Below are 13,007 nucleotides of genomic sequence, written 5' to 3'. Positions count from 1 at the left end.
GTGGACGCAGGTGCGGAGTGCCGCACCTGGGCACCGGAACGTATGGCGCACGAGGCAGCAGCTTGAGTGTGCGGTGACACTCCCGGCAGCGCTGGGCACGCGGCAGCGGGCGCAGATGGCGTGGAGGTCGGGGGCAGGTGTTGGGGGTGAAGGATTGACACGGGGATTTGGCGAGTTACGCTTCGGCCGGAGGCTAACGTAAGCGCTTTCGGAAGCGCTTACGAATAACAACCGTCGATCACTCGACCGAGAGGATCCGGATGTCGGCCCTTCGCGTGCGCTTATGTGCCCTGGCCACCACTACTGTGCTCGGTGCGGCGATGCTCGCGCCGGGGTCCGCTGTCGCGAACGATTCGGGGGGCGTCGAGTCCGCCGGTCCCGGCCATGCTGCTTGTGATCCGGGCAGCGCCGTGGTTCGGAATGTGAACGGAGCCGGCAACTGGGCGCCGGTTACGCCGTCCAAGTGGCGGCTGCCCGGGGATCAGGTCATTCTCGCCGAGGCGGGGGTGGCGCGGCCGGGGCCGCGGCGGCCGTTCGAGTACGCGGTGCTCACGGCGGGGCCGGAGTTCGCGTCGGTGGAGATCGAGGCGACCGTACGGCTGGACACGCCGGTCAGCGTCAGCAACCGGGACGTGATCATCGTGTTCGGATACCGATCGGACACGCAGTTCTCCTACGTGCATCTGTCCCAGGACAACACCATCTACCCGCACAACGGGATCTTCGTCGTCAACAACGCGGACCGCCTGCGGCTCGACCACCAGTGGAACGGCCAGGTGGGGGCGCCGCCTGCCGTCACCGACGCGCAATGGCACCGGGTGCGGGTACGGCACTGCGTGGCGACCGGCGAAATCGCCGTGTACATGGACGGCTCGACCACACCCCTCATGACCGCCACCGACAGGACGTTCGGCACCGGCCGGGTCGGTTTCGGTTCGTTCGACAACATCGGCCGTATGCGGGATATGTCGCTCAAGGGCACCCCGGTCTGCGCCGGGGTGGCGTCGACCGTCGTGGGGACCGACGGGCGGGATCTGCTGTCCGGCACCTCGGGGGCCGACGTGGTCTCCGGGCTCGGCGGCGACGACCTGGTCTGGGGACTGGGCGGGGATGACGTCGTCTGCGGTGGCGACGGCAGAGACGTGGTGCTCACCGGCTCGGGAAATGACCAGGTCTATGGGGGTGCGGGCAGTGACGTCCTCTCCGCCGGTAGGGGCGACGATTCCCTGTACGGCGGGCCGGACCCCGACGTCCTGAACGGCGGCCCCGGCAACGACCACCTCTACGGCACCCAGGGCACCGACGCCCTCATCGGCGGCCCCGGCGACGACACCACCCACGCCGACTCCTGACCCGAACCCCCTCCCGCCGCACGCACCGTGGCGATCCCCATCCGCAAGCCGCATTCGGAGCGACAAACCCGAAAACGCGCCCCGCCCGGCAGGAGCGCGGAGGTCACCACAGGAATGCCCGGCCAACCGCCCAACAACAGCAGAGTCGGCCCGAAGCGCGCACCTGCCGAAGAACACACGTGGGCAGTTCCAGAGCAGGCAACCCCGGTAACACGGCCCAACAGGCCAACAGGCCAACAGGCCAACAGGCCAACAGGAGCAGACCGGCATAGCAGACCCGGCACAAGCAAACCCCGGACGAGCAGGCCGACGCACAGGCAGGCCGACGCACAGGCAGGCCGACGCACAGGCAGGCCGACGCACAGGCAGGCCGACGCACAGGCAGGCCGACGCACAGGCCAACCAGCGAACACCGGCGATCCCGTCGAACGAGCGCGGCACCGGCTGGCGACACCGCGTGCCGTACCAGAAGGCGCTGTTCCTGAAGCGCCCGAACCCCCAGAACCCACCCTCAACCCCCTCTGGTGATGCCATGACCGTGAAACCTCTCCGAACCTTGGCCGCCGCGCTGCTCGTGACCGTCCTGGCGACGACTCCGGCGGTGGCGGAGCCCGATTGGCCCATCGACGACCCGATCCCCGAGAAGCCGACGCCGTCGGCGCTGACTCTCACGCTGGAGGAGTTCGCGCAGTTCCCGAAGACGGAGCCGGTGCCGGCCCCGACCGACCAGCGCCTGGTCAGGTGGGCGCGGATCAACTACTTGGGCCAGGTGCCCGACCGCTCCGGCCGGATGTTCGTCAACGATCTCAACGGCAAGCTGTACCTGCGCGACAAGGGCACGTGGCAGGAGTACCTGGATGTCGGCGCCACGTTCGCCCCGGACTTCATCTCGGGCCGCGGCCTGGGGAGTGGGTTTGGGTTTGTGGCGTTCCATCCGGAGTTCGCGAAGAACGGGAAGTTCTACACCGTCCACACCGAGGCCGGCGCGGCGCTCACCACGAAGACGCCCGACCTGACACCTCAGCCGAACGCGATCGTCCACGGCGTCATCGACGAATGGACGGCCACCGACCCCAGGGCGGGCACCTTCCAGGGCACCCGCCGCGAGATCCTGCGCCTCGGGTTCGGCAGCAACATCCACGGCATCCAGCAGATCGACTTCAACCCCACGGCCGGCCGCCGCGACCCCGACTACGGCCTGCTGTACGTGGCCGCCGGCGACGGCGGACGCGGCGTGACCACCACGAACCCACAGGATCTGGGCATACCGCAGGGCAAGATCCTGCGCATCGATCCCACCGGGACGAACAGCGCGAACGGCAAATACGGCATCCCGGCCGGCAACCCGTTCGTCACCCGGCCGGGCGCGCTCGGCGAGATCTACGCGTACGGCATGCGCGACCCGCACCGCTTCTCCTGGGACCCTGCCGGATCGAACCGCCTGTTCCTCGGCCACATCGGCGAGCACGAGATCGAGGCGATCTACGACGTGCGCGCGGGCGACAACTTCGGCTGGAGCGTGCGCGAAGGGTCGTTCGTCTTCAAGAAGGAAGACCGCTGCAACCTGTACACATTGCCCGCGGACGACGCCCAATACGGCTACACCTACCCGGTAGCCGCATACGACCACGACCCGCCGCCCGGCCACTCCTGCACGGCCGACAGCGGGCACGCGGTGGTCGGCGGGCAGGTCTACCGCGGCTGGCGGCTGCCGTTCCTGTACGGAAAGTACGTGTTCGGCGACATCGTCGACGGGCGAATCTGGTTCACCTACGCCTCGAAGATGCGCCGGGGCAAGGACCGCGCGGTCATGTACGAGCCCAAGCTCCGCGACGCCGCCACCGGCCAGCTGGTGACGATGAAGGACCTGGCCGGCAGCAACCGCGTCGACCTGCGCTTCGGCCGCGACGGCCACGGCGAGCTGTACGTGCTGTCCAAGGCGAACGGCAAGATCTGGAAGATCACGGGCGCGCGCTGGGAGTTCCCGTCATGAGATTTCGGCATCTGTCCGTCCTCACGACACTCCTCCTCACCACCGCCCTGACCACCCCTCTCTCCGGTACGGCTACCGCCGCGCAACCCACCGGCACGGCCGCCGGCACCCAGCTCCCCGACCCGGCTACCGCCACAGAACCGTCCAGCCGCGCCGCCACCGCGCGACTCGCCGGTACGGCGGGAAACCCGGCATCCACCGACCTCACAACGCGCGCAACGACCCGGGCAACCTCCGGCCTCGCAGCGCGCGGAATGACCCCGGCAACCTCCGGGACCGGGACGGTCGCGCGGGAAGCGGCGGGCAACCCCCAGGCCGGCCCAGCGAAGGCCGAACCGGCGCCAGCCACGGATGACGTCGAGGCGGCCAGAACCGAGGTCGAGGAGGCGCGGGCGGAGGCCGCCGGGAAGGGGTGGGGGTGGCCCACCGTGCTACCCGGTCTGCGGCGCAACCTGGTCGCCCACTACGACTTCGAGCACCCCGACCCCGCCAACCCGGCCGTGGAACAGGACCGGGGACGTTCAGGCACCGGCATCACCCTGGTCAACGGCGGAGCCGACATGCGGGTGCGGGACGGCGCGCACCGCGGCAGCCGTACCTCCGTGCAGGTGCGGCAGGTCAGCCCCACGACGGCGAGCAGCGACGACTGGAAGGCGGGCGTCTACTCCCCCACCGGCGTGCCCACGCTGAACGCCTTCAACGCCGTCCGGGGAGCCACCATCATGGGCTGGTTCAAGATGACCGGCCAGAACCCCAGCCCGAACTCCAACTCCGCCAACCCCGACGACTTCTACGGCGCGATCGGCCTGGCCGGGGTGCTGAGCGGCAACTCGCAGGGGCACGACGTACGCGCGCTGCTGGAGCTGATCACCGTCAACGGCGAGATGCGGGTCGTGGCGCTCGGCCGGCGGGTGGACGGCGGCAGTTCGCAGACATTCGCGGCCGACCGGCCATGGCAGGAGATTCTGCCGCCGGGCGAGTGGGTGTTCCTGGCGGCCACGTTCGACTACGACACCGCGACCATGCGCCTGTACAAGAACGGCCGCCCGCTCTCCGGCTTCTCCACGCTGACCGGCGACCCGTGGGCGATCGAAGGCCCGCCGGAACCCGACCTCGCCTCACCGACCGACCCGCGCGGCATCAAGATCGGAGGCAGCTACCCGCAGAACAACCGCGAAGGCAACCCCTGCAACTGCCGGATGGACAGCCTCATGTTCCTTGACCGGATCGCCACCCCGGGCCAGGTGCTGGCCCAGTACCTCCTGGTCGCCCGCCACTGGTGAGCCACCGCCGGACCGGTGCCGCCACACCGGCCCGGCGGTCGTCCGCGGGGGCGGCAATCCGGTCAGGGGGACGGCGTGGGCGTCTGCGTGCGGTGGTCCTTGAGATGGAGGTCGCCGCCGAGCCGCTTCCTGATGCGGTCGAGCACCTTGCGGGTGGACAGCGCGGTCCACAGGTGGCCGACCAGGTGGGGGTTGTACTCGGGCGCGGTGTCCATCCAGGCGTCCTTGCCCGCCTGGGTGGTGAACGTGGTGAGGAAGAACTCGCCGTCGCCCGTCTTGCAGTGGCCCTGCCGGAGTTCGGTGGCATCGATCTGGATCTTCGGACGGCAGTCGACCTTGGCGGCGAGCTCCTCGACGGTGAGCGCCACGGGCTGCGGGTTCTGGGCGGCGGCCACGTAACCGCCCCCGGACCCATCACCCGGCGAGCAGGCCGCGGCCAGCGCGACAGCGATCCCGCAGATGGTCAGCCGCGTAAATGTCGTCATGCGCGAAGATACGCACCCCCTGACCCGAGAGTTCACCCCAAGATCACCCACCCAGGCCCGGAAGCACAGAGCACAACCCTCAGCAAGACCCCGAGACGCTGGACAGAGCCGACGCCCGAGTGTGGGCGTGGGAGGGGTCAGCGGAGTACTGTGCAGCCGGATGCGCGGAGGTGGTCGAGCACCGGGGGGTCGCCTTCGAGCTTGTTCCAGCGCAGGTCCAGCTTCCGCAACCCCCGTGGCAGCTCATCCGGCAGGGTACGCAGCCGGTTGTTGCGCAGGTCGAGTTCGACCAGCCCGGACGGCAGAGCGGGCACCCGGGACAGCAGGTTGTCCCGCAGGTCGAGGTGGATCAGCCCCGGCGGCAGAGGGGGCAGGTCGCGCAGCCGGTTCCCGCGAAGGTGCAGTTCCCGCAGCCGGCCCAGGCGGGCGAGCGAGGCGGGCAGAGTTTCGAGGCGGTTGTTGTACAGGCGCAGCTCCACCAGCCCGGCCATGTCCCCGAGGGAGGCGGGCAGCGACTCCAGGCGGTTGTCGGTCAGGTTGAGGTACGCCAGGCGGTCCAGCCTGCCCAATGCCGCCGGCACCTGGGTGAGGCCGTTGTCGCTGAGGTACAGGTAGTCGGTCAGGGGAAGGTCGCCGATCGTGGCGGGCACGGAGGCGAGCCGGTTGTGGCCGAGGTCGAGCATGCGCAGCGAGCCCAGCCCGCCGATCGCCGGGGAGATCTCGGTGAGCGCGTTCTCGGCCAGGTTGAGCGTCTCCAGGCCGGTCAGCTCCCACAGCGCGTCGGGGACGGAGGTGAGCCGGTTCCCGCCGACCGCCAGGTGCCTGAGGCCGCCGGGCAGCCGTTCGGGGAGGGCGGTGATGGCGTTGCCGTACAGGAAAAGCACTTCAAGGTACGGCGGGCAACAAGGCACCCGAGTCAGCAAATTTCCGTCAAGATGCAACTCCCGCAACCCGCTATATCCCGAAAAATCCGGAACATCCGTCAACCGGTTCCCATCCAGCAACAACACGGAAGCCCCGGAAGGATCCGGCACAGAAGTCAGCCCACGCCAGGCGAGATCGACACGCATGCCGCAGGAGCCTAGCGCTCCCGCAAATGGTAAAGGTCAGACGGCGAGATGGGCATCCGATCGATGTCGAACCCCTCGGCGTCCTCCACCGCCGAAGCGATCACCGCCGACACCGGAATCACCCCGGCCTCCCCCGCCCCCTTGATCCCCAGCGGGTTGAGCGGCGAGGGAGTCTCCAGATGAGCCGTCTCGATCCGCGGAATCTCACTCGCGTAAGGCATCAGAAAGTCCATGAACGAGGCGTTGAGCAGCTGTCCGTCCGCGTCATAGGCCATCCGCTCATAGAGCGCGCCCCCGATCCCCTGGGCCACCCCGCCGTGCACCTGCCCCTCGACGATCATCGGATTGACCAGCCGCCCGCAGTCATGCACGACCGCGTACCGCAGGATCCGGATCTCCGCGGTCTCAGGATCGGTCTCGACGATCGCGGCATGCATCCCCGCCGCGAAGGTGGACCGAAGCGGCGAATAGAACCCCCGCCCCTCCAGCCCGGGCTCCTCCCCGTCGGCGACGGGCGGCCGGTCCGTCGGAGCGGCGGTGGAGAACTGCGTGGCCTTCGCGGTCTCGGCGTCAAAGGAGTAGCGAAGCGGGTTGGACAGCACCGCCACGGTGGACAGCGGGATCGACGCGGACGGCGAGCCGACCACGTGCACCAGCCCGTCGGCGATGTCAAGATCGGCAGGGTCGGCCTCCAGCGCCTCCGCCGCGATCCGCAACGCCTTCTCCCGCACCTTCCTGCAGGCCAGAGCGATGGCATTGCCGCTGACCACGGCGGCCCGGGAGGCGAAGGTGCCCACGGCATACCCGAACCGCCGCGTGTCCCCGGTCACGACGGAGACCCGCGAGATCGGCACCCCCAGCTCGCTGGCCGCGATCTGCGCGAACACGGTCTCGTGCCCCTGCCCCTGTGAGGTCAGCCCGGTGGAGACGTGCACCCGCCCGTCCGAGGTGATCTGCACATGCCCGCCCTCGTACGGCCCCACGCCGGTCCCCTCGACGTAACAGGCGAGGCCGATCCCCCGATGCGGCGCACGCTCGAAGGAGTCCCAGCCGATCAGCTCCTTGATCATGCGCAGCATCTCGGGATAGTTCCCGCTGTCGTAGACGAGCGGCCGCCCGTCCTGGAAGGTCATGCGCTGGTCGTAGGGGAACTCCTCGGGCCCGATGAAGTTGGCCGCGCGCACCTCGGTCCGGTCCATGCCAAGATGCTGGGCGATCTTGTCCATCGTCCGTTCCATGCAGAAGACGGCCTGCGGCCGCCCCGCGCCCCGGTACGGCGTGACCTGCACGGTATTGGTGTAGATGGAGCTGAACTCCACCCGGTAGGACCCGATCTTGTACGGCCCGAGCAGCTGCGTGGACGTGACGATCGGCACGATGATCCCGTACGGCGTGTAGGCGCCGTGGTCGTGCAGGATCGTCACCTCCAGCCCCAGCACCCGCCCGGCGTCGTCGAACCCGACCCGCACGTACTGCACCTGCGCCCGCTCATGGGCGCTGGCGACGAAGTGCTCGCGCCGGTCCTCGGCCCACTTGACCTCGCGCCCCAGCGTCATGGCCGCCCACGGCACCAGGACCTCCTCGGGCCACGGGTGCACGATCTTGACGCCGAACCCGCCGCCCACGTCGGGCGCGATCACCTCGACGTGGGGCAGCGGCAGCCCGAGCTTCGCGGCGATCGCCATCCGGACGCTGGTGGAAGTCTGGGTGCTGGAATAGACGCGCAGGTCGCGGCCGTCCCAGCGGGCGTACACGCCGCGGCCCTCCAGCGGCATGCTGGCGCTGCGCTCGATGTCCAGGCGGAACGCGAGCGTGTGCGGCGAGGTCTCGATGCACTCCCTGGCGCTCACGCCACCGGCCGAGGCGACCTCCTGCACGAGGTGGGCGCCCAGGTTGGCGGGCACGTCCTCGTGGACGAGCCGCGAGCCCTGCGCCGCCTCCTCCAGGCCGACGACCGGCTTGAGCGGCTCGTAGTCGACCTCGATCAGCGCGCAGGCGTCCTCGGCCAGGTAGCGGTCGGTGGCCACGACCATGACGACGGGCTCGCCGACGTGCCGGACGGTCTCCCTGGCCAGCGGGTGGGCGGTGCGCCCGTGGGTGAGGGCCGGGTGCGGGATGAGCAGGGGCAGCGGCTCGGCCACCCCGGGCGGCAGGTCCTCCCAGGTGTAGATGGCGACCAGGCCCTCGACGTCGAGGGCCGCGGTGACGTCGATGTCGCGGATGCGGGCGTGCGCGTGCGGGGAGCGGACGAACGCGACGGCCAGCGCCTCGCGGCCCAGGTCGTCCAGGTAACGTCCCTGGCCGGTCAGCAGGCGCGCGTCCTCCACCCGCTGGACCGGCTCGCCGAACAACCGCGTGCTCACGACTCCTCCGTCATCAGCTCCGCCGCCCTGTGCACGGCTTTGACGATGTTCTGGTACCCGGTGCACCGGCACAGGTTGCCCGACACCCCTTCGAGCACGTCCTCCTCGGTCGGCGCCGGGTTCTCCCTGAGCAGCGCCGTCACCGTGCACAGGAACCCGGGCGTGCAGAACCCGCACTGCAGCCCGTGGCACTCCGCGAACGCCCGCTGCACCGCCGACATCCCGTCCGGCCCGGCCAGCCCCTCGACCGTCGTGATCTCCTGCCCGTCCACCGTGACCGCGAACGTCAGGCAGGACCGCACCGGCTCCCCGTCCAGCAGCACCGTGCAGCACCCGCACACGCCGTGCTCACATCCGACGTGCGTCCCGGTCAGCCCGAGGTCGTGGCGCAGGCAGTCCGACAGCAGCCGCCGCGCCGGAACGCTCACCCGCCGCGCCACCCCGTTCACGACGAGCGTGATCTCGTGCCCGCTCAACCGCTCTCCCTCTCGCCGTCGTCACTGCCCGCGGTGCGGGCGGCCGCGCGCAGCGCCCGCTCGGCCAGAACCCCCAGCAGGTGCCGCCGGTACTCGGCCGTCGCGTGGATGTCCGCCTCCGGCTCCGCCTTCTCCTGTACGGCCCGCGCCGCGCAGACCCAGTCGGTGCCGTGCCCGAGGTCCCCGGTTACATCCACCACGAGGGGCACCGGGCCGACCCCGATGCACGCCACCCGGGCCACCGACACCCGCAGATCCTCGTCCAGGACGACCAGCGCGCACACCCCGGCCAGCGCGTAGTCGCCGTGCCTGCGGGCGACCTCCACGAAGGCGGTCCCGGAGCGCTTGCCCAAGGCCGGGAAGAACGCGGACACGGCCAGTTCGCCGGGCCGGATCGCCGACTCCATCGGGCCGGCGAAGAACTCCCCCGCCGCCACCTCGCGCTCGGTGCCGCGGGCGGCCAGCCGTACCGAACCTCCCAGAAGCGCGAGGACGGCGGGCAGTTCCGCGGCCGGGTCGGCGTGCACGAGGCTGCCCACGACGGTGCCGCGGCTGCGGATGGCGGGGTGCGCGACCAGCCCCAGGGCCTGCCGCAGCAACGGCTGGACCGCGGCGACCGACGCGGAGCGGAGGATCTGCGCGTGCCTGGCCAGCGCGCCCACCCGCACCCCGCGCGCGGAGGTCTCGACGGCGGCCAGCGCGCCGACCCGGTTGATGTCGACGAGGTGCGCCGGGGCGGCCAGGCGCATGTTGAGCATGGGGATCAGGCTCTGGCCGCCGGCGAGCACCTTGCCCTCGGCCCCGGCCTCGGCCAGGGCGTCGAGGGCCGCCTCCACCTCGCGGGGGGCGTGGTACTCGAACGGGGCGGGCTTCACCCGGCGGTCTCCCTGATCTCGGCGGGCCGGCCGGCGATCCATCTCAGCAGGTGGTAGCCGCCGACCACGACGATGGTGCCGAACGCGATGCCCTGCAGCCGGAACTCCTCGGTGATGATCTGCTCGACCGGGCCGATCGCCAGGATGATGCCGGCGCCGATGGGCACCATGTTCACGGGGTCGGCGAAGTCCACTCTGTTCTCCACCCAGATCTTGGCTCCGAGCAGGCCGATCATCCCATAGAGGATGACCGTGACCCCGCCCAGCACGCCACCGGGCGTGGCGGCGACCAAGGCGCCGAACTTCGGGCACAGGCCGAACAGGATCGCGACGACGCCGGCGATGTAGTAGGCGGCGGTGGAGTAGACGCGGGTGGCGGCCATGACGCCGATGTTCTCGGCGTAGGTGGTGGTGGGCGAGCCGCCCACGGCGCTGGTCACGACGGTGCCGATGCCGTCGGCGGCGACGGCGCGGCCCACGTACGGGTCGACGTCGGTCTTGGTCATTTCGCCGACGGCCTTGACGTGGCCGATGTTCTCCGCGATCAGCGCGATCACGGCGGGCAGGACGAGCAGGACCGCGCCGAACCTGATGTCGGGCCCGTGGAAGCTCGGCAGCCCGATCCAGTCGGCCTGGGCGACGGAGGAGAGGTTGACCCTCGGGTGCGTGTCGATCTTGCCGGTGGCGGCGTTGAACGCGGTGACGTTCCCGAAGACCTTGTCGAAGCCCCATGACAGCAGGAATCCGGCGACCAGGCCGACCAGGATGCCGATCCGGCCGATGAACCCCTTGAACGCCACGATCACCACGAACGTGATCACCATCGTGATCAGGGCCATCCACTGGTCCTGCGGCCAGTAGACGTCGGCCACGACGAACGCCAGCCCGAACCCGATGAGCATGACGACCGCGCCGGTCACGACCGGCGGGAAGATCCGGTGGATGACCTGGACGCCGAGGAAGTGGATGGCCAGCCCCGCGAGGGCCAGCACGATCCCCGCCACCAGGATCGCGCCGGTGACGATGGCGTCGGCCGCCGGGGTGTCGCCGCCCATGAGCGCCCTGATGGCGATCACGCCGCCGACGAACGAGGCGCTGGTGCCCAGGTAGCTGGGCACCTTCCCCTTCACGATCAGCAGGAAGAGGATCGTGGCGATACCGGACATCATGATGGCCACGTTCGGATCCAGGCCCATCACGAGCGGGAAGACGAAGGTGGCGCCGAACATCGCGATCACGTGCTGGGCGCCGAACCCGACCATTCTCGGCCAGGTCAGGCGCTCGTCGGGCCTGACGACCTCGCCGGGAGCCAGGTGTTTTCCGTCGCCGTGTTTGGTCCAACCCAAAACCATGAGAGCCCCTTTTCTACCGGGCCGTCGGTTCGGTGGCCGCCCCGCAGGCTCCTCCGCGGCGGTTCCTTGCTTGTCGGGCACATTAGGCCCGATGTCACTGTCCTACACCGTCATGATCTGCCAAAGCTGGGCCGATGACCAGAGGCGGCCTTACCGGCGCACCGCCCTGAGCACGTGGTATCCCACCAGGAGGACGACCGTGCCGAGCGTGATGCCGCCGAGCGAGAAGGTCTGGGTGATGGGGAAGGCGACCGGTCCGATCGCGCAGATGATCCCGGCGCCGACCGGGACCATGTTGGCCGGCTCGGCCAGGTTCACCTTGTTCTCGATCCAGATCTTGGCTCCGAGCAGGCCGATCATGCCGTAGAGGATCGTGGTGACGCCACCCAGCACGCCGCCGGGCGTGGCGGCGACCAGCGCGCCGAACTTCGGGCACAGGCCGAACAGGATCGCGATCACCGCGGCGATGTAATAGGCGGCGGTGGAGTAGACGCGGGTGGCGGCCATGACGCCGATGTTCTCGGCGTACGTCGTGGTGGCCGAGCCGCCGACCGAGGTGGCGACCACGGTTCCGACGCCGTCGGCCATGACCGCGCGGCCCATGTACGGGTCGACGTCCGCGCCGGTCATCTCGCCGACGGCCTTGACGTGGCCGACGTTCTCCGCGATGAGCGCGATCACCACGGGGAGGCAGACGAGGACCGCGGAGACCTCGAAGACCGGCCCGTGCAGCTTGGGCAGCCCGATCCAGTCGGCCTGGGCGACGGCGTCGAGGTTGACGCGCAGGTGCTCGCTCACCTTGCCGTCGCCGCCGGGCGCGGTGATCGGCCCGCCGATCAGGTCCCAGGCCCACGACAGCACGAACCCGAACACCAGGCCGAGCAGCACCCCGATCCGGCCGAGGAACCCGCGCAGGACCCCGATGAACACGAACGAGGCCGCCATGGTCAGCAGGGCGACCCAGGGATCCTGGGGCCAGTAGACGTCCGCCGCCACGTACGCCATGCCGAACCCGATCAGCATGACCACGCCCCCGGTCACGACCGGCGGGAAGATCCGGTGGATGACCTGGACCCCGAGCAGGTGGATGGCCAGGCCCGCCAGCGCCAGCACCACCCCGACCGCGAGCAGCGACCCGGTCACCGTGGCGCTGTCGCCGCCCGCGGCCCTGATCGCCACCACCGCGCCCACGAACGAGGCGCTGGAGCCGACGTAACTGGGCACCTTCCCCTGCACGATCAGCAGGAACAGGATCGTCGCGACGCCGGACATCATCACGGCCAGGTTCGCGTCCAGCCCCATGACCAGCGGGAACACGAACGTCGCGCCGAACATGGCGATCACGTGCTGGGCGCCGAACCCGATCATCCTGGGCCAGGTGAGCCGCTCGTCCGGCTTGACCACCTCACCCGGCGCGAGCCGCTTCCCGTCGCCGTGCAGCTTCCACCCGAACGCCATCTTGCCTGCCCTTGCCTCTCACCAGCGGAGATGTCTCCTATTTGATGTCGGAGAGCACAATAGAGGCAGGAGTGACACGCGGCGTCTTCAGGCCACGTGAATGGTGAAACCGTCTCCGGCGACCACCTGGCCGGAGCGGATCTTGCGGGTCTTGCGGAGTTCGACCTCGCCGTCGACGGAGACCATCCCCTCCGCGATCAGGTGCTTGGCCATGCCGCCCGTCTCGGTGACCCCGCAGTACTTCAGCAGGTCGCACAGCGGGATGAAGTCAGAGTTCAGCTCGAAGTCCAGGTCCACAAC

The 13,007-nt window shown here is 69.9% G+C and carries 11 protein-coding genes; 3 read left to right on the top strand and 8 right to left on the bottom strand.

Annotation, left to right across the window (positions count from 1 at the left end):
• Positions 1-422: 422 nt before the first annotated feature.
• The 3 genes from ACIBI5_RS03225 (at position 423) to ACIBI5_RS03215 (ending at position 4,628) form a co-directional block, all read left to right on the top strand.
• Complete coding sequence (locus tag ACIBI5_RS03225) at positions 423-1,352, top strand: calcium-binding protein (RefSeq protein ID WP_397242630.1); 930 nt, start codon at positions 423-425, stop codon at positions 1,350-1,352.
• A 532-nt stretch (positions 1,353-1,884) separates the two neighbouring features.
• Positions 1,885-3,345 (top strand): PQQ-dependent sugar dehydrogenase, encoded by a 1,461-nt coding sequence (locus ACIBI5_RS03220; protein WP_397242628.1) that lies wholly within the window; start codon positions 1,885-1,887, stop codon positions 3,343-3,345.
• Positions 3,342-4,628, top strand: a complete 1,287-nt coding sequence (locus ACIBI5_RS03215) for a hypothetical protein (protein ID WP_397242626.1) — start codon at positions 3,342-3,344, stop codon at positions 4,626-4,628. The genes ACIBI5_RS03220 and ACIBI5_RS03215 overlap by 4 nt, the downstream gene beginning before the upstream one ends.
• Before the next feature lie 62 nt (positions 4,629-4,690).
• Here ACIBI5_RS03215 and ACIBI5_RS03210 read toward each other — a convergent pair whose 3' ends face one another.
• The 8 genes from ACIBI5_RS03210 to ACIBI5_RS03175 all read right to left on the bottom strand — a co-directional run bounded on the left by ACIBI5_RS03210 (position 4,691) and on the right by ACIBI5_RS03175 (position 13,004).
• On the bottom strand, positions 4,691-5,113 hold the full coding sequence (locus ACIBI5_RS03210; protein WP_397242624.1) for a hypothetical protein: 423 nt from the start codon (positions 5,111-5,113) through the stop codon (positions 4,691-4,693).
• A 137-nt stretch (positions 5,114-5,250) separates the two neighbouring features.
• Complete coding sequence (locus ACIBI5_RS03205; protein ID WP_397242622.1) at positions 5,251-5,997, bottom strand: leucine-rich repeat domain-containing protein; 747 nt, start codon at positions 5,995-5,997, stop codon at positions 5,251-5,253.
• 197 nt (positions 5,998-6,194) lie between these two features.
• Complete coding sequence (cutA, locus tag ACIBI5_RS03200; RefSeq protein ID WP_397242620.1) at positions 6,195-8,546, bottom strand: aerobic carbon-monoxide dehydrogenase large subunit; 2,352 nt, start codon at positions 8,544-8,546, stop codon at positions 6,195-6,197.
• Positions 8,543-9,022, bottom strand: coding sequence for a (2Fe-2S)-binding protein (locus ACIBI5_RS03195; protein WP_397242618.1), 480 nt, complete (start codon positions 9,020-9,022; stop codon positions 8,543-8,545). Before ACIBI5_RS03195 ends, cutA begins: the two co-directional genes overlap by 4 nt.
• A complete protein-coding gene (locus ACIBI5_RS03190; protein WP_397242616.1) occupies positions 9,019-9,897 on the bottom strand; it encodes an FAD binding domain-containing protein in 879 nt (292 codons plus the stop codon). The genes ACIBI5_RS03195 and ACIBI5_RS03190 overlap by 4 nt, the downstream gene beginning before the upstream one ends.
• Positions 9,894-11,249 (bottom strand): uracil-xanthine permease family protein, encoded by a 1,356-nt coding sequence (locus tag ACIBI5_RS03185; protein ID WP_397242614.1) that lies wholly within the window; start codon positions 11,247-11,249, stop codon positions 9,894-9,896. The genes ACIBI5_RS03190 and ACIBI5_RS03185 overlap by 4 nt, the downstream gene beginning before the upstream one ends.
• A gap of 150 nt (positions 11,250-11,399) precedes the next feature.
• Complete coding sequence (locus ACIBI5_RS03180) at positions 11,400-12,707, bottom strand: uracil-xanthine permease family protein (RefSeq protein WP_397242612.1); 1,308 nt, start codon at positions 12,705-12,707, stop codon at positions 11,400-11,402.
• An 87-nt stretch (positions 12,708-12,794) separates the two neighbouring features.
• Entirely contained in the window at positions 12,795-13,004 is a 210-nt protein-coding gene (locus tag ACIBI5_RS03175) for an RNA-binding S4 domain-containing protein (protein WP_397242610.1), read from the bottom strand.
• Between the last annotated feature and the right edge of the window lie 3 nt (positions 13,005-13,007).

It is taken from the genome of Nonomuraea sp. NPDC050540 (genome assembly GCF_044457485.1).
In the GTDB taxonomy this organism is placed as follows: Bacteria; Actinomycetota; Actinomycetes; order Streptosporangiales; family Streptosporangiaceae; genus Nonomuraea.
The sequence above is the reverse complement of the archived record's forward strand: the minus strand, read 5'-3'. Positions and strand labels throughout refer to the sequence as shown.